The following is a 17,283-nucleotide window of genomic DNA, read 5'->3' on the forward strand; positions in this document are numbered from 1 at the left end:
ATAAAGTTTTAATTAAAATACTGATAATTAATTGTATATAAAAATCTTGCAATTGTTAATAAAAATTGTGAATAAAATTTTGATAACTATATTCATTACTTAACTTTGTTGCTATGAAAATCGAAACTTATATCGCGCAATTATTATATCGTTATCAGTGTGTAACGGTTCCCGGATTTGGGGCATTTTTAACCGAAATTCAATCAGCACAGCTGAATGAAAGTACTAATTCGTTTTTTCCACCGAAGAAAACGGTTTTTTTCAACAGCCGCTTAAAAAATAATGACGGACTGCTGGCCAATCATGTTGCCCAAGCAGAAAATATATCTTACGGAACTGCCGTAAATGGTATCGCTTTTGAGGTTCAAAAATGGAGACAGACACTTGAAGAAAATGGCGTTATCAGCCTGAAAAATATTGGAGATCTTCGTTTAAATTCTGAGAACAATATCATTTTTTCACCAAACGATCAAATTAACTATTTGTCAACTTCTTTCGGATTGAGTCCATTCGTTTCTCCAATGGTGAAAAGAGAAATTTTCGAGAAGAAAATCGAGCAAATTTCAGAGAGAGAAACTGTCGAATTGTATGAAGATGAAGAAGTAAGATCGTCAAGATCTTATTTAAGATATGCTGCTATTTTTGTTCTTGGTCTAGGCGTTACCGGAATTATTGGTTATCCTTTGTACCAAAATCAAATTGCTGCACAAACGCTTGTTGTAGAAGGTAATGTTCAGAAAAAAGTTCAGAACAAAATACAGGAAGCAACATTCGTGATTCAAAATCCGCTGCCTGCTGTAACTTTAGCTGTTGATTCTGCAAAAGTAGAAACTGCAGAAGTCAAACTTATGCCTTATCATATCATGGCAGGTGCTTTTAGAAGCGAAGCAAATGCAAAAAAAGCGTACAACCAATTAATCAAAGACGGTTATAACGCCAGAATGCTTGGCGAAAACAAGCATGGTTTATTCCCCGTTTTATATGGAAGTTACGCCACAATGGGAGAAGCTGAAAAAGCACAGAAAGAAATTCAAAAAGGCGAAAATCCAGATGCCTGGATTCTGGTCGAAAACTTATAAAATCCTCAAAAATCCTATTCTTACCGAATAGGATTTTTTTTGCTTATTTTATCATTTTTAAATAGTTATCTGGTAATCTTAAAATTAATCATCATTTAATTTCGTCGCCAATAAAATTTAAAAATGATGAATAAAATTCTTAAAACATTTGCAGTTGTGCTGTTTATAATGAACTCACAATATTTTATGGCACAGCAAACAATTCAGGATCAAAAAGCTTACGAAATGGAATTGCAAAAAGCTGAAAACGACGCCAGAAAAGCTTCTGTTGAAAATCACAAAAGACTTGACGATAAAATTTCGGAATTACAAAAGCAGCAAAAGGAAATTGAAAAGCAAAGAAAAGAGGTTGAATCAAAGAAAAAAGCATTGGTTAAATCTGAAGATAATTTAAAATCAACAAAAGAAAAGATCAACAAACTGGAGCTTGCCAATCAAAAAATTGAGAACAAAATAACAACATCTTCGATCTCTGATGAAGAAATTCAAAAACAGAGGCTAAAAACCAAAGAAAACGAGGTTAGTATTCAAAAACTCAAATTAACGCAAATAACGCAGCAAAAAGAGCTTGAAAAAGCCATTTCCTCTCTATAACTGAAAACAAAAAACCCGATTCTGTTCGAATCGGGTTTTTTGTTTATCGTGAAACAATTTTGGCGTTTTGTGAAAGGATTTCTTTTCCATCTTGTGTAATTACTAATCTTGCTGGCGGAGATCCTTTTTCTCCCAAAACTATAATATCGCAAGTATAAACATAATTTCCTTTTTTAAATTCATAACTGTGGTTTCCTCCCGTACCATCAGCAATAAATTTACCATTTTGAATAATTAAATCTGGTTTCTCACTCATCTTCTGCTTTACAGACCAAGATGCATAACGGTAATTATTATTTCCTAAATCATCAATTCTAATTCTGAATTTTGAAGTTTCTAAAACACAAACCGGACTTTTAAACTTTGCTATACTGGAATGAACGTTTTGCCTTTGAGAAGAAACAAGTTTTGTTTTCAAGTCTTTCTCAAATTTCGACTGATAATTAATTGATGTCAATTTTCCATCGGTATCAATCCAGATCGTCCCGTTGTTGAGCATAATGCCGCGCCATCCCACTTCTGACCAGTTTTTATCGGGTTTTGACGATGTTATTTCTTCTTTTAAAACGGCATCAAAAATCTCCGAATAACGTTTTATAAATTCCGTTTTATTTTTAATTGCGGGAATTGGATTTTCTCTTTTTAGCGGATAAAAAATCATTTTTGCAATTTCCTCTTTCTTATCCCCTTTTACGTTGTCAATAAAAGTTTGAATGAATTTTTGATATTCTTTTTTGAGCTCCTGACCCGAGGCATTGGTGAAGGAAAAAATAATTAATGCGATGCATATAAGCTTTTTCATGGTTTTCTATTTTACATAATGTTTTTTTTAGAAATTACTTAAAATTTCAGTCTATTAAACCCTAAGTTACAAAATCAAAATTTAATCTGAAACTCCGCCCTAAAAATCTAAAATCTAAAATCAATTTATACTAGCTTTGAACATCTTAAGTTCATCCCAAGTAAATTCATCTCCGTATTTTTCTTTCAGCGGACTTAAAGATTCTTCTCCGTAAAATTCAAATGCTTCACGCAGCGCGAGGATTTTATCGTACGGAAGAACATCCGTGATCTCCACTTTCTTGGCCTGAATTAATTTTATTAAATGCGATTCAACCGTTTGAACGGTCAGCTTTCTCATTCGGGCAATATCTTCAACAGAGTTTTTTGCCAGCCATAGTTCGTGCGTCTCTTCAACAGTAGTCTTTTTTTCGGCTTTTTCTTCCGTTTTATCGGCTTTTTTATACGAATAACGAGTAACTGGCTCATCAACCTGAAACATGTCAGTATTCGTCATTTTGAACTCTTCTTTCGTTCTCGAAATCTTTTCGGTTTTGTATTTTTTTATTGCGGGAGAAGTCAGGCTTTCTTTGCTGATTGTTTCACGGGAAACGACTATTTCAACAAGCAGTTTGGCTTTCATTAAACGTAAAACTGCTTTTGTCTGTAAATCATCCAAAAAAGCTAATTCTTCATAAAACTCTTTTACTTTTTTAAATTTCTGAATTTCAGCCATTTTACTCAAAAGATCCGTAACCAGTTTGTCCATTGGTTTAAAAAAGTAATCATAAGCCGCCTCTACTCTTTCCTTGACAAATAACAAATCGACTGTTTCTTTATTGAAAATTTTATTAAGCTGCTGCACGAATTTCTGCGAAGGATCTGTTAGTCCGTCGATAATTTCGAGACGTTTATGTGCCCATGCAGAATGTTTAGATTTTTCTGATGCTACGGCATTTTCGTTATAACTAAAACGATGATTTCGCCATTCCTGCGCTAAATCTGTCCAGTTGAAACTGTTAATCAAATAGTTATGAATAAAGTTTTTGGTTTCAAAATGAAGCGAATTTTTCAAGTCGTCTTCGGTTGCTTTGTTTAAAGCATAATCCATCACATCCTGATCGTTAGACAGCCCGTTCATTTGTATCGGAGAAAGCAAAATAAGCCCGTTTAAGGACGTTAAACGAGAAAGTGCTACATAGGCCTGTCCGGGCAAAAAAACTTGCGATACATCGAGCGCAGCTTTTTCAAAAGTTAATCCCTGACTTTTGTGCACAGTAATCGCCCACGCCAATTTGATTGGATAATGCGCAAATGTGCCTAAAACTTCTTCTTCAATCTCTTTTGTGAGTTCGTTTACTTTGTAGCGAATGTTTTTCCACTCGTATTTTTCGACTTCAATTGTTTTGTTTTCTTCCGGAAAATGAACGAAGATTTCTTCTGGTGAAAGTGATTTGATAACGCCCATTTTTCCGTTGAAATATCTTTTATCAAAAGACAAATCGTTTTTGACAAACATAACCTGAGCGCCTACTTTTAGTTTTAAATTTTCTTCTACGGGAAAAATCTTCTCAGGAAAATCATGAACTACAAATGGCCGATAAGAAAATTCATTTCCAGGCAAATCATTGATTGCCTGTTCGTTGATTGTATCTGCTTTTGCGTTATGCGTGGTTAAAGTTATAAAACCGGGATTCATTTTTAGATCGAAATCTGGTTTTACATATTGGTTTAAAATCTGAACATCTTCTTTTGTAATCTTGTTATTTCGAAGATTGTTTAAAACCGAAATAAATTTGTCATCGCTCTGGCGGTAAATCTTAGATAATTCAATGTACAGCGGCGGATTATGCTGCATTACATGCGAGTGAAAAAAGAATTTTCCTTTGTAATAATTACGCAAAGTTCGCCATTCTTCATCCCGAATTACGGGTGGAAGCTGCAATAAATCGCCAATAAAAAGTACCTGAACGCCTCCAAAAGCTTTGGTATTTCTTCGTACTGTCTGCATCATAAAGTCGATAGCGTCCAGCAAATCAGCGCGAAGCATGCTGACTTCATCGATAATCAGCAGTTCCATATTCCGAATCACATTTCGCTTGACATTGTTCATTTTGAAATGTCGGCGAAGTGATTCTTTATTCTCAAATTTTACGGTTTCTGTAAACTGAGAACTCTCTTCATAAGTGGGTAAAAATGCCGAAAATGGCAGCTGAAACATCGAATGAATTGTTACACCGCCTGCATTAAGAGCCGCAATACCTGTTGGTGCCACTACAACTGTATTTTTGTGCGTTGTGGCAATGATTTCACGCAATAAAGTGGTTTTTCCTGTACCGGCTTTGCCTGTAAGAAATATCGATTTTTGCGTTTGATTGATGAATTGTAAGGTGTAAGCTGCAGCTTCTGAAACGTTTTGCATTAGGCAGGTATTAATCGTCAAAAATATCGCATTTTTATAAAAGAAAAAAACCTAAATCCGATATGGATTTAGGTTTTTCATTAGTTTTAGTTAGTTTGGCAGTTTATTATTTTTTAGCCTCTTCTTTTGTAGCTGGTTTATCTTCTGCTTTTGGAGATGCTTTGTACTTATCGTTCAACTCTTTAATAATAACTTTAGTGATATCGTACTTGTCTTCAGCGTATAAAACTGTAGCCGCATCACCTGTCCCGTAGATATAAGAATATCCGTTTTTCTTTCCGTAATCTTTGATGAATTTTTTAACTCCGCTTACAAGAGAATCCATTTCAACACCACTTTCTTGCTGTAATTGCTGCGATAAAGCTTGTTGAGCATAACCCAATTGCTGCTCTCTTTTTTGCAATTCAGCCCCTCTTTGTTGTGCCCAAGCTTGTCCATTTGCTTGTGCCTGACTTTGAAAATTAGCAGCGTCTTGTTTAAAACGAGTAATCTCAGCTTGCAGTTGTCTTCCTTTTTCTTCTGCCTGAGCTTTGTATTTAGCTTCAAGGTCTTTTGCCTCAGTGTACTCTTTCATCAAAACTGAAGTATCCACGTAAGCTGTTTTTACTTCTTTAGCTTCTGTCGCTTTATTACACGAAACAACCAAAATTGAAAGTGCGGTAATTACTAATGCTTTTTTCATTTTTTAAATTTCTAATTTTTTTATTGTATTGAAGACAAAAATATAAAAAAATAAATAGCATCGACATAAAGTTTAAAAAATGCTATAATTTTATGATATTGGTTTTATTTATGGACTAAAATACTACTATAAAATATCACTATTAAAAATGGCTTTCATAGCTTTTGCTACAGCAATTTTCTCAAAAAAGACAGCACAAAGTCTCAATTTACCAAAGAAAACGCTTTAAATACGCTTATTTTACGTTTTTACCCTTTTTAAGTGCTTAATCTGTGTCTAAAACTTTTTTGAAATTTCCGTTTTTCAATTTGATGAAAAATGAGTGAAAAAATGTTCATTTTAAAATTTTTGCTTTTTTTGAAAAATTGACTGGAAAATTTTTCTTGAAGGTTTTTTAAAATTTTCATTTTTGAAAAATAAAAAAACAGGAAGCGCAAAAAACAAAATTTTCGTAATGTTTTGTTCGACGAAATTCAAAAATCAAAAATCGGAAAAAACAAGAAAAAAAGCCAAAAACTGTAGTCTTTTTGAGGTATTAGTTTTCTTTATGGATGCAAAAAAAGCTATAAAATATCACTATTAAAAGTGACTTTCATAGCTTTTATTAGAGCCGTTTTCTCGGAAAAGACGACACAAAGCCTCGTCTAGTCAAAGAAAGCGTCTTAAATGCGTTTATTTTGCGTTTTAGTTGTTTTTTAGCACGTAAATGTGAGATGAATACTCTTTTGTACTCGACGCTTTTAAATTTGATTTTAAACCGATGAAAAATGCTTTGATAAAATTCATTTTTCCGGTTTTGTATTTTTCAGAAAGCAGACTCACATAAAATGAATCAAATTTCATTGGAAGTACTTTTTCCAATTTCATGTCGACTTTTTCGAAAAGTGATTTTATCGCTTTTTTTGAAAAATGCCAAAAATGAATTGGCACATCAAAAGCTGCCCAAAATTCTCCGTAATGTTCTGCGTCGAACGATTTGAAATTTGGAACCGCAACAATTAATGTTCCAGTTGGTTTTAATAATCGCTTCAATTCCTGAATTTGAAGTTCCAAATTTGGAACGTGTTCTAAAACGTGCCACATTGTAATTACGTCAAAGGAATTATTTTTGAGTTCGCTGATTTCTTCAACAAATGAAATTCCTTTTTGCTTGGCAATATTTTTTGCCCGCTCGCTTGGTTCAACTCCAATTACATTCCACCCGTCATTTTTTGCTGTTAACAAAAAATCTCCGGTTCCGGCACCGATGTCTAAAATTTTTCCTTTTTGAGATTGTTCTGAATTAATTAAATTCAGTTTATTTTTTAAAGCAATACTTTTTACAAAATGATATGCTTTTTCAAAAACAGAACGTTTGTTATCTGTGTGCGAAATATAATCTTCGCTTTCGTAATATCTTCCTAAATTTTCTAAATCCGGCTGCGGAGAAGTTATCAGCATATCCAGATTTTCATCATAGTACAAATCGAAAATTTCTTTCGAAACAGAATGGTCTTTTACAGTAAGAAAATGTTTTTTGTTTAAAACGTCCATTTTTTAATTATAGGTATTTTGGTTGAATTTCATAGCAAACCCTAAAAGTAAAATTTTCACTTTTAGGGCTTCCTGATTTTATATTTTATTTATCGTTTCCAATTAATTTTTACTCCCGACATTTTTTCGTTTTCAATTCTGATTTCTGTCAAAATTGTAAAATCATTTTTAATGTAAAATGGCATTGGAGATTTATAATGAGCAGCGTTTTGTTTTACTTCATTTTCATGATCCACAACCCAGCCATTCAAAGTTGTATTATTCTTTTTTAATTCGTTCATCAAAAGTGTTCCATTTCCTTTTCCCTGAATTTGATGATTCAAAATTATAGCAAACCAATTTTCATCTTCTCTCAAAAAAGTAAATGCCCAGCCGCTAATTTTATCTAACGCATCAAACAGCAAATAATGTTTTGTATTTGAAAGACCGTTTAAGTAAAATTCAAAATCCTGCATTGTTTTGCAATTTAATCTTGCCGGATATTCCTCGTTCCAAAGTTCTCTCAAACTTCTTTTTCTTCTTCAGATAAAATTTCTTTTTCAACAATCTTCATAAATGAAATTTAAACTTTAACCACCTATTCGATTAACAGAATCAAATAAGTTTCACGTGGAACAAATTCTATTTTAGATTTCTGACTTTAGATTTTAGATTGCTTTATTAGAATCTAAAATTTCAATTCACTTCAATTTGTTTCACGTGAAACAAATCAAATACTTTCTAATATGCAATTCTAGAAAAATCTAAAATCTAAACTCAGAAATCTAAAATTTAAAATCCTTACCTTCCCATATAAATCAAAAGCACGGAAATATCACTTGGTGATACGCCGCTGATTCTTGATGCCTGAGAAATTGTAACTGGTCGAATTTTGCTTAATTTCTGTTTCGCTTCAATCGACATTGATTTGATTTTATTGTAATCGAAATTCTCCGGAATTTTCACTTCTTCTAAACGAGTAAGTTTATCGGCGTTGTTTCTTTCCTTTTCGATATACCCGGAATATTTAACCTGGATTTCTGCTTGTTCTAAAATTTCTTTGTCCAAATCATTTTCTTCAACATATGCTTTTACTTTTTCAAATTTCAGCATATCCTCTAAATCAATTTGCGGACGTGAGAATACTTTAAACATTTTATCACCTTGCGTAATTAGAGCCGTTTCTTTTGCTTCTAAAATTGGATTTGTTTCAGCAACCGAAACACTTGTTTCTTTGAAGAATGCAACCATCTTTTCAGACTCATTTAATTTCTTTTCCATTCTTCGCAAACGAGCTTCAGAAGCAAGACCAATTTCATGTGACATTGGTGTCAATCTAAAGTCGGCATTATCTTGTCGCAACAATGTTCTATATTCTGCTCTTGACGTAAACATACGATAAGGTTCTTCTGTTCCTTTCGTAATTAAGTCGTCGATCAAAACTCCAATATATGCTTCGTCACGTTTTAAAATTAATGGCGCTTTTTCATGCACTTTTAAATGCGCATTTATTCCGGCCATCAAACCTTGCGAAGCTGCTTCTTCATATCCTGTCGTTCCATTAATTTGTCCGGCAAAATATAATCCTTCAACTAACTTAGTTTCCAAAGTATGTTTCAATTGTGTTGGCGGGAAATAATCATATTCGATTGCATAACCCGGACGGAAGAATTTCACTTTCTCAAAACCGGCAACAGAACTCAAAGCTTTAAATTGAATATCCTCCGGAAGCGAAGTTGAAAATCCGTTTACATAAACTTCACAAGTATTCCATCCTTCTGGTTCAACAAAAAGTTGGTGGCGTTCTTTATCTGCAAAACGATTAATCTTATCTTCGATTGAAGGGCAATATCTTGGACCAAGACTTTTAATTCTTCCGTTGAACATTGGCGAACGATCAAAACCTTCTCTCAAAATATCATGAACTTCAAGCGAAGTGTATGTCATGTGACAAGATCTTTGATGCGTTAACGGAACGGTTAAATCCGAATAAGAAAACTTATCCGGAACTGCATCTCCTTTTTCTTCGTTCATTTTAGAATAATCTAAAGAACGTCCATCAACTCGTGGCGGCGTTCCTGTTTTCATTCTTCCAGCTTCAAATCCTGCTTTGATCAAATCTTCGGTAATTCCGGTTGCGGCACTTTCGCCTGCTCTTCCTCCACCAAATTGTTTTTCTCCAATATGAATTAATCCGTTCAAAAAAGTTCCGTTTGTCAACACAACCGATTTGGAACGAATCTCAACTCCAAGCGAAGTTCTAATTCCTTTTATCTTTCCGTTTTCGATAATCAGACCTTTTACCATTTCCTGGTAAAAATCTAAATTTGGAGTTCCCTCCAACATCATTCTCCATTCTTCTGCAAAACGCATTCGATCACTTTGAACTCTCGGGGACCACATTGCTGGTCCTTTTGATTTGTTCAACATCTTAAACTGAATTGCAGTTCGATCTGAAACAATTCCGGAGTAACCTCCAAGTGCATCGATCTCACGAACAATTTGTCCTTTTGCAATTCCCCCCATTGCAGGATTGCAAGACATCTGGGCTATGTTCTGCAAACTCATTGTAACCAACAAAGTTTTGGATCCTAAATTTGCGGCCGCTGCCGCGGCTTCAGATCCTGCATGTCCAGCACCAACTACAATAACATCGTATTCTTCTAAAAACATTTTGTTTTATTATTCTCTGCAAACCGTTTAAGGTGGTTCTCAGAATTAACTTTATTTTCTTTTGTTCCACGTGGAACTGTGCTAAAGCACAAATAACACTTTCAAAAATTCCAAATTCCAACTTCGTTGCGTTCCACGTGGAACGTTTGTTTTGAATCAGAAATAACCAAATCTAAAAAACACAAGCTTCTTGATTTCTTGTTCCACGTGAAACATTATAAATCACGAGTCCAAAAAAACAGATTCGTGTTCCACGTGAAACACTTTGTAGATTTTAAAAACCTAAAATCCTTATTTAAACTCGATACGGTTAAAAAAAACGAAACGCTTTCACCAGTGTTTCACGTGGAACGTTTATTATAAATTCAATCAAAAAACAGAAATGTTTCACGTGGAACGTTATGTATAAATATTAAAATCTCCTTTGAAACCGAAACAAGATTTAATATGTTTCACGTGGAACAGTTGGAATTTAAAATTTTAAAACTTTGGAATTTATTTCCTTGTTACTGTTCCACGTGAAACATCGCGATCTTTTCGTCTTCTTTAGAACGCATAAGTTCTACATCAGCATCACTTTTGTCTTTATAACCACAGTAGTGTAATATACCGTGAGCCAATACGCGTTTCAATTCTTCATCGAAAGAAACATTAAAATCTTTCGCATTGTCTTCTACTCTTTCAACAGAAATAAAAATATCTCCGTTTAGTTCGTTACCAACTGTATAATCAAAACTGATAATATCAGTTAATGTGTCGTGGTTTAAATATTCTACATTTATTTTATGCAGGTATTCATCATCACAAAAAATATAATTTATTTCTCCCTCGTTCTTCTTTTCAGAAACAATAACTGCGCTTAACCAATCTGTAAAAGCTTGTTCGTTATCTAAAGAAAATTCGGTTTCGTAATTAAAGTTTATCATTTTGTATTAAAATATTCTTGAACCTTTTGATTAAAATTCGAGCGCAAAGGTAGCGATTGTCTATTTAAAATTTCTACACTATTTAAATAATCAGTTAATGAGCTTGGCAACGCATTTGAACGATTAGAAAATTCAGCCTTGTTTGTTTCAGATTGACGCTTCGTATCCTGACCTTGTTGCTGAACTGCGTTGTTTAATTTTAATAACTCTTGCTGAATATTTAAAATTCTTTGCAGGTTCTCATTCTTAAATCCTTTATTTAAAATCTGTTTTTCTGATGCTTTCATTTGTTCGATTGCAGATCTACCTTGCATGTCTAATCCTTTTTTGGCTAACTCTTTTTGTAAAGCTTCACGAAGTTTAACCTGCTCTTTGTAAATCTCCATTATCTTTTCAGCGTCACCTTCTCCATCTTCACCATCATTTCCTTCGTTACCTTTTCCTCCTTCTTTTCCTCCTTGTCCATTTTTACCCTGACCATTTTTACCGTCTTTGCCTTGTCCATCTTTTCCTTGTCCGCTTTCTTTACCCTGTCCTTGGCCTTGTTTTCCTTCTCCACTTTTTCCTTGCTGACCACTTCCCGGTTTATCTCCCGGCTTCATTCCTTCTTTCATTTTATCAGCCAAGCCTTTTTGTTTTTGAATAATATCTGGTAATTGCATTCCTTGTCCGTCTCCAGGTTTTGGTTTACCCGTTCCCGGTTTAGACATTTGCATCTGCATATTATTTAAAAGATCACTTAAAAAATCGGCTAATTTGTTTGCAGATGAAACAGCATATTGTTGATGCGAAACTCCTTTTGGGATTTGAACATCGGTTAAAACTTCAATCGCTTTGTCCATATTATATTGTACGTTACCAATTTCCTTCGTAACATCTTCTGCTATTTTTGGATTTCTAAGAGACATTGCAAACAAACTGTCATCGACATGACGGAACTGTTGTTTTAAATTCTGCTGAATTTTTATGTTCTTCGTATATGCAGAAGAACCTAATTTCATCGATTTAAATTGTTTCATTACATCTTCCTGAGATAATGAAAATGCTAAAAGGTTATCCAGAATTTGACGAAGCATGGCAACATCTTCTTCTAATTGATCTTGTTCTCCACCTTCCATACTTGAACTCATTTGCTCTGCCATTGACTTCATTTTCTTCGAAGCACTTTTTTGTTTTGGCTTAGCCGAAGAAGTATTCTTTTTATTTAATTCTTCTGATGCTTTGTTCAAATCATTCTCTACATCTTTTTCTTTTGAAGCATCTTTCGGAATATCCAAAGGAGATTTTAAACTATTGTTTTCATCTTTTAAATCTTTAAGGTCTTCTTGAATTTTATCAAATGATTTATTGATATCGTCTTGTTTTTCTTTTGTATTTTCAGCATCTTTATTAGAAAGCTGTTCTTGTTTTTCTGCTAACTTATTTAACTTCTCTGCAACCTGCTCTGCTTTCTTTTCAACATAAAAACGCTTCGTTAATTCAACTAATTGTTCTAAATTACGAGATTGATTTTTGCTGATTTGTTTGAACTTTTCCATTTTATCAAACAACTCTTCGCTGTTTAATTTGTCGTTTAGGTTCTTTAACTCATCCATCAATTTCTGATTTTTCTCTAAATCTTTCTCGGCATTATCTAAACGCTTTTGTAAATCTTCGGCAGTTTTATCTTTCTTGTCTGTATTATATTTATCTAAATTCTTGTTCATTTTTTCAGCAAACTGCTTCATCATTTCATCTTGTTGCTTTTGACGTTTGATAAAATCATTTACTTTTTGCTGATCTTTAAACTCTAAATTATCTTTTTCTTTTCCTGTATTTTTAAGTTTATCCATTTCAGAAAATTGCTTTTCCTGATTCTTTAATGATTTAGATAAACTATTAATATTGGCATTTTGCTGCTGCAATTCTGCATCTTGAATTTCATCTGTAGTAGAAACACGATCTGAAAATGTAGAAGATTTTGTGCTCTTAAATCCGTGCAATGCATCGTTATCAAAAACCTCAAAATAGTATTCATACGATACTCCTTCTTCAACTGCAAGATTACTTGGAAAGTTAAAAACGAACTGATCGAACACTCCTTGCTTTACAGGAATGGTTCCGCGTTTAGCAGCTTGTGGTTTTCCATGTTCGTAATAAACAACCTGTAATTTTGATAAACCATAGTCATCTCCCAATCTTCCTAAAACATAATTCTTATCTAATTTTAAACTATCCGGAGCTGGCGAAACAGTAATTGTTGGATGCTGATCTTTGATAACTGACAGCTGATAGTCTAATTTCTCGTAGTTTTTAACCTTATTATTGGAAGTAAGAATTTGATATTCTGTATTTTGATTAATATTTTTAGCTAATTTAAACTCGTTTTCGGCCTTATTAAACTTCAAAACTGAGTTTTCATCTTTCCAAACTACCTCTTGAGTTGACTGCGTTTTCATTTTCCAGGTTACAATTGTTCCTTCTGGTACGATTGCATTTCCTGTTCCCTGAATCGTTTCTGATTTCTTTTTTAGGTAAGATGGAAAATTCAAAACCATTTCGAAGTTGGCAATTGATGGAACTGTAATAACTTTTAATTCATATTCATTTGATGAAACTGAATTTCCTTCAAATGAAAATTGAACATCTGATGTTGGTTTTTCAATCTTAAATTCAAACTTTCCGGTTTGAGAAGATTCCATAAAATAGCTTTCGTTACCTATATGAATCATCACATTTTCCGGAACAACGTTTCCTTCTGTTTCTACTTTTACAATAAAATCTTTGTTTTGTTCTGTTTGAAGTTTATCATTTAAAACCACAAATTTAAAAGGTGCCGGCGGTAAAAATGCAGAATTAAAATGTACTACTCTATTAAAACTTTGAGAAATAATATTGCTATTTCCCGAAACAAAAAACACTGCAAATAACAAAACCGGAATTAAAGCTAATGGCAAATATTTTTTATTTGATTTATAATTGATGGCATTTCCAAACGGAATTGGCTGTAATGAATTTGCTTTTTGTTCGATCGAAGCCAACATTAATTCTGAACTTTCAGCAGAATTCTCGTTTGAAGAAAGCTGTAAAAAGTTTGTTAGTTTATCACTTACTTCTGTAAAATGATTTCCAATAATAGCCGAAGCCTGATTATAATCGATTCCTTTTTGAAGTTTGAACAACTTAAAAATTGGAAATAAGATAAAACGAAACAACAGAAAAACTTCTACTGCGATAAATATCCAGAATAAAAGTGTTCTTCCTAATGGTTTAAGCCAAAGAAAATACTCTATAAAAAGTGTAAATAAGAAATACAAAAGTCCAAAACCAATAAAAAGAAGTGCTCCTTTTATCAATTCATTCATGTAATATTTCTTTATAAATCCTTCTAACTTCTGATATATTGCAGATGATGTTTTCAAAATAAAATATCTTTTAATTATAACCCATAAAAGTAGTAATTATAAAGATTCAAATTCCAAAAAATAAATTCCAAATTCCAACCTGAAATACACATTAGAATTTGGAATTTTAAAAAATTGGGATTTATCTAAAGTTGTATCTTTGCAGCAAAATTATAAACAAATGTCAAAGCAAGTTCGAGTGCGTTTTGCACCAAGTCCGACTGGACCATTACATATTGGCGGAGTTCGTACTGCCCTATTTAATTATTTATTTGCAAAAAAACATAACGGTGTTTTTTATCTGAGAATTGAAGATACAGATCAGACTCGTTTTGTTCCTGGTGCCGAAGCTTATATTATGGAAGCGCTGGAATGGTTAGGAATTTCTCCTGAAGAAACGGTTGGAAAAAATGAAAAATTTGGTCCGTACAGACAAAGTGATCGTAAAGAAATATACCAAAAATATGCAGATCAACTGATCAATTCGGGCTGGGCTTATTACGCTTTTGATACTCCTGAAGCTCTTGATGCACATAGAAAACAACACGAAGCTGAAGGAAAAACTTTTATATACAATCATCACAACCGTGAAAAATTAGATACTTCGTTAGTAATTTCTGCTGAAGAAACTGCTAAAAGAATTGCAAATGGAGAGCATTATGTGATTCGTTTTAAAACTCCGGTTAACGAAACTTTACATTTAAAAGATATCATTCGTGGAGATGTTAAGTTTGAAACGAATCTTCTTGACGATAAAGTTTTGTTTAAAAGTGACGGAATACCAACCTACCATTTAGCGAATATTGTTGATGATCATTTAATGGAAACTTCACATGTAATTCGTGGTGAAGAATGGTTGCCATCGATGCCACTTCACGTTTTATTATACAGAGCTTTTGGTTGGGATGCTCCAGAGTTTGCACATTTACCTTTGATTTTAAAACCGGTTGGAAACGGAAAATTATCTAAAAGAGATGGTGATAAATTAGGATTTCCTGTGTTTCCACTAGAATGGAAAACCGAAGAAGGGATTTCATCTGGTTACAGAGAGAAAGGATTTTTCCCAGAAGCAGTTGTAAACTTCCTTGCTTTGTTAGGTTGGAATGATGGAACAGAGAAAGAATTATATTCTTTAGAAGAATTAGTAGAAGCTTTTGACTTAAACCGAGTGCATAAAGCGGGAGCAAAATTTGATCCTGAGAAAAACAAATGGTTCAATCACCAATATTTAATCAAACAAAATGATGCCGATTTAGCGAAGAGCTTCTCTCCTATTTTGGTTGAAAAAGGCTTCTCGACTCCCCTCGAAGTGACAACTCGTATAGTTTCACTTATTAAAGAAAGAGCACATTTTGTTTCTGAATTTTGGGATTTAACTGATTTCTTTTTCCAGGCTCCAACATCTTATGATGAAAAAGCAAGTAAAAACTGGAAGGAAGAAACTCCGGCTTTGATGCAGGAATTGATTTCAACACTAGAATATATTGATGGTTTTGATTCAGCAAATATCGAAGCAATCGTAAAAGACTGGTTGACGAAAAATGAAATTGGAATGGGTAAAGTTATGCAGCCTTTCCGTTTAAGTTTAGTTGGAGCTCTTAAAGGTCCTCACCTATTTGACATTGTTGAAATCATTGGAAAAGAAGAAACTATTGCCAGAATTCAGAAAGCGATAGCAACTTTATAAAAATTTTACCATTAAGATATTAAGTTTATAAAGCTTACTAAATGGTAAAATTATAAATATTTAAGTTCATAAAGCTTAGCTTAATTAACTTGACAAAGCTTGACTTAATTTACTTAATGGTAAAAAACTTTAAACGCTAAGAAACATCTAACAAATGTTCTTAGCGTTTTTTTAATGTTTAAAAAATTTAATTTAGAAGAATTTTCGTAATTTACCAAGATCAAAAATATAAAATATATCACCATGAGTACAGCATTTATTATCTTATCAGTACTAGCATTCTTTATTTTCATGTCTTCTTTCTTTACAGTAAAACAGCAAAGTTCTGTAATTATTGAAAGATTTGGAAAATTTCATAGTGTTAGAAATTCAGGATTACAGTTAAAAATTCCATTGGTTGACAGATTGGCCGGACGTGTAAATCTTAAAATTCAACAGCTTGATGTTATCATTGAAACCAAAACAAGAGACAACGTTTTTATCAAAATGAAAGTTTCTGTTCAGTTTAAAGTTATTCAGGATAAAGTATATGATGCATTTTATAAACTAGAATATCCACACGATCAGATTACTGCTTATGTATTTGACGTAGTTCGTGCCGAGGTTCCGAAACTAAAATTGGATGATGTTTTTGAAAGAAAAGACGATATCGCAATTGCAGTAAAAAGAGAATTGAACGAAGCGATGACAACTTACGGATACGATATCATCAATACTTTGGTTACAGATATTGACCCGGACATTCAGGTTAAAAATGCAATGAACAGAATCAACGCTGCTGACAGAGAAAAAACGGCTGCAGAATTTGAAGCTGAAAGTTCAAGAATTAGAATTGTTGCAAAAGCAAAAGCCGAAGCTGAAAGTAAACGTTTACAAGGTCAAGGTATTGCAGATCAACGTCGTGAAATTGCAAGAGGTCTTGTAGAAAGTGTTGAAGTTTTAAATAATGTTGGTATTAATTCTCAAGAAGCTTCTGCCCTAATTGTCGTTACACAGCATTACGATACTTTACAAGCAATTGGAGCTGATGCAAATTCAAATTTAATTTTGTTACCTAATTCTCCACAAGCCGGAAGTGATATGTTGAATAATATGGTTGCTTCATTTTCAGCATCAAACCAGGTTGGTGAAATGATGAAAAAACACAATAAAAAAGTGGAGAAACCAAAACCAATTCAACCACAATCTGGCTATGAAGATGACATTCAACCAGAAGTTCAATCATAATTAGAAAATAAAAAAGAGGCTTAATGAACTGCCCCCAAAAAGTTAGACACTATTTGGGGGCATTTTTATGGAAAGAAAAGTCAAGTACAATTGTGAATTTAAACTTCGTTGTGTAGAAGAAGTTTTAAAAAGACACAACTCGGTTAAAGGCACAGCCAGAGCAAACAAGATAGCCGAAAGCAACCTTACATGCTGGATTAGCCGTTATAATGAATTTGGAATAGAAGGTCTTTTACCAAGACAAAAAAATAAAATTTACACTGCAGACTTTAAATTGAAAGTGATACAAACCATTCAAAATAAGTCTATATCTTTGGA

Annotated in this window: 13 protein-coding genes; 5 read left to right on the forward strand and 8 right to left on the reverse strand. The window is 33.2% G+C overall.

Annotated features, from left to right (window positions below):
• Nucleotides 1-113: 113 nt before the first annotated feature.
• On the forward strand, nucleotides 114-1,079 hold the full coding sequence (locus FLAPXU55_RS01635) for an HU domain-containing protein (protein ID WP_180856266.1): 966 nt from the start codon (nucleotides 114-116) through the stop codon (nucleotides 1,077-1,079).
• Between the two features lie 123 nt (nucleotides 1,080-1,202).
• Nucleotides 1,203-1,673: a hypothetical protein gene (locus FLAPXU55_RS01640; RefSeq protein WP_180856268.1), complete on the forward strand. Its 471-nt coding sequence runs from the start codon at nucleotides 1,203-1,205 to the stop codon at nucleotides 1,671-1,673.
• A 43-nt stretch (nucleotides 1,674-1,716) separates the two neighbouring features.
• Here the strand turns inward: FLAPXU55_RS01640 and FLAPXU55_RS01645 are convergent, their stop codons facing one another.
• From FLAPXU55_RS01645 to FLAPXU55_RS01680, 8 genes are all read right to left on the reverse strand, one after another.
• On the reverse strand, nucleotides 1,717-2,475 hold the full coding sequence (locus tag FLAPXU55_RS01645) for a hypothetical protein (RefSeq protein WP_180856270.1): 759 nt from the start codon (nucleotides 2,473-2,475) through the stop codon (nucleotides 1,717-1,719).
• A 120-nt stretch (nucleotides 2,476-2,595) separates the two neighbouring features.
• Complete coding sequence (locus FLAPXU55_RS01650; protein ID WP_180856272.1) at nucleotides 2,596-4,875, reverse strand: helix-turn-helix domain-containing protein; 2,280 nt, start codon at nucleotides 4,873-4,875, stop codon at nucleotides 2,596-2,598.
• A 106-nt stretch (nucleotides 4,876-4,981) separates the two neighbouring features.
• The gene (locus FLAPXU55_RS01655) at nucleotides 4,982-5,557 is read right to left on the reverse strand and encodes an OmpH family outer membrane protein (RefSeq protein ID WP_180856274.1); all 576 of its coding nucleotides are present in this window, start codon (nucleotides 5,555-5,557) and stop codon (nucleotides 4,982-4,984) included.
• A 684-nt stretch (nucleotides 5,558-6,241) separates the two neighbouring features.
• Nucleotides 6,242-7,090 (reverse strand): class I SAM-dependent methyltransferase, encoded by an 849-nt coding sequence (locus tag FLAPXU55_RS01660; RefSeq protein ID WP_180856276.1) that lies wholly within the window; start codon nucleotides 7,088-7,090, stop codon nucleotides 6,242-6,244.
• A gap of 89 nt (nucleotides 7,091-7,179) precedes the next feature.
• Nucleotides 7,180-7,545, reverse strand: a complete 366-nt coding sequence (locus FLAPXU55_RS01665; RefSeq protein WP_235991978.1) for a hypothetical protein — start codon at nucleotides 7,543-7,545, stop codon at nucleotides 7,180-7,182.
• 325 nt (nucleotides 7,546-7,870) lie between these two features.
• Nucleotides 7,871-9,742, reverse strand: coding sequence for a tRNA uridine-5-carboxymethylaminomethyl(34) synthesis enzyme MnmG (gene mnmG, locus FLAPXU55_RS01670; RefSeq protein WP_180856277.1), 1,872 nt, complete (start codon nucleotides 9,740-9,742; stop codon nucleotides 7,871-7,873).
• 506 nt (nucleotides 9,743-10,248) lie between these two features.
• Complete coding sequence (gene ybeY / locus FLAPXU55_RS01675; RefSeq protein ID WP_180856279.1) at nucleotides 10,249-10,668, reverse strand: rRNA maturation RNase YbeY; 420 nt, start codon at nucleotides 10,666-10,668, stop codon at nucleotides 10,249-10,251.
• Nucleotides 10,665-14,069 (reverse strand): coiled-coil domain-containing protein, encoded by a 3,405-nt coding sequence (locus FLAPXU55_RS01680; protein WP_180856281.1) that lies wholly within the window; start codon nucleotides 14,067-14,069, stop codon nucleotides 10,665-10,667. The genes ybeY and FLAPXU55_RS01680 overlap by 4 nt, the downstream gene beginning before the upstream one ends.
• A gap of 163 nt (nucleotides 14,070-14,232) precedes the next feature.
• Between FLAPXU55_RS01680 and gltX the strand changes: the two genes are divergently transcribed.
• The 3 genes from gltX to FLAPXU55_RS01695 all read left to right on the forward strand — a co-directional run.
• Nucleotides 14,233-15,738 carry a glutamate--tRNA ligase gene (gltX, locus tag FLAPXU55_RS01685; protein WP_180856290.1) on the forward strand — a complete coding sequence of 502 codons (1,506 nt, stop codon included), beginning with the start codon at nucleotides 14,233-14,235 and terminating at the stop codon, nucleotides 15,736-15,738.
• 243 nt (nucleotides 15,739-15,981) lie between these two features.
• Nucleotides 15,982-16,965, forward strand: a complete 984-nt coding sequence (locus FLAPXU55_RS01690) for an SPFH domain-containing protein (protein ID WP_180856291.1) — start codon at nucleotides 15,982-15,984, stop codon at nucleotides 16,963-16,965.
• Between the two features lie 67 nt (nucleotides 16,966-17,032).
• Nucleotides 17,033-17,283, forward strand: a 251-nt coding sequence (locus FLAPXU55_RS01695) for a helix-turn-helix domain-containing protein (protein ID WP_180856293.1), incomplete at its 3' end; no start/stop codon positions are given.

This window comes from Flavobacterium panici (assembly GCF_903819335.1).
Taxonomy (GTDB): Bacteria; Bacteroidota; Bacteroidia; order Flavobacteriales; family Flavobacteriaceae; genus Flavobacterium; species Flavobacterium panici.

Excerpts from the sequence above, each read along its gene's own strand:
- FLAPXU55_RS01650 (WP_180856272.1), bottom strand. The coding sequence starts at position 4,875 with ATGCAAAACGTTTCAGAAGCTGCAGCTTACACCTTACAATTCATCAAT.
- FLAPXU55_RS01690 (WP_180856291.1), top strand. The coding sequence starts at position 15,982 with ATGAGTACAGCATTTATTATCTTATCAGTACTAGCATTCTTTATTTTC.
- FLAPXU55_RS01645 (WP_180856270.1), bottom strand. The coding sequence starts at position 2,475 with ATGAAAAAGCTTATATGCATCGCATTAATTATTTTTTCCTTCACCAAT.
- FLAPXU55_RS01660 (WP_180856276.1), bottom strand. The coding sequence starts at position 7,090 with ATGGACGTTTTAAACAAAAAACATTTTCTTACTGTAAAAGACCATTCT.
- FLAPXU55_RS01635 (WP_180856266.1), top strand. The coding sequence starts at position 114 with ATGAAAATCGAAACTTATATCGCGCAATTATTATATCGTTATCAGTGT.
- FLAPXU55_RS01655 (WP_180856274.1), bottom strand. The coding sequence starts at position 5,557 with ATGAAAAAAGCATTAGTAATTACCGCACTTTCAATTTTGGTTGTTTCG.
- ybeY (WP_180856279.1), bottom strand. The coding sequence starts at position 10,668 with ATGATAAACTTTAATTACGAAACCGAATTTTCTTTAGATAACGAACAA.
- gltX (WP_180856290.1), top strand. The coding sequence starts at position 14,233 with ATGTCAAAGCAAGTTCGAGTGCGTTTTGCACCAAGTCCGACTGGACCA.
- mnmG (WP_180856277.1), bottom strand. The coding sequence starts at position 9,742 with ATGTTTTTAGAAGAATACGATGTTATTGTAGTTGGTGCTGGACATGCA.
- FLAPXU55_RS01640 (WP_180856268.1), top strand. The coding sequence starts at position 1,203 with ATGATGAATAAAATTCTTAAAACATTTGCAGTTGTGCTGTTTATAATG.
- FLAPXU55_RS01665 (WP_235991978.1), bottom strand. The coding sequence starts at position 7,545 with ATGCAGGATTTTGAATTTTACTTAAACGGTCTTTCAAATACAAAACAT.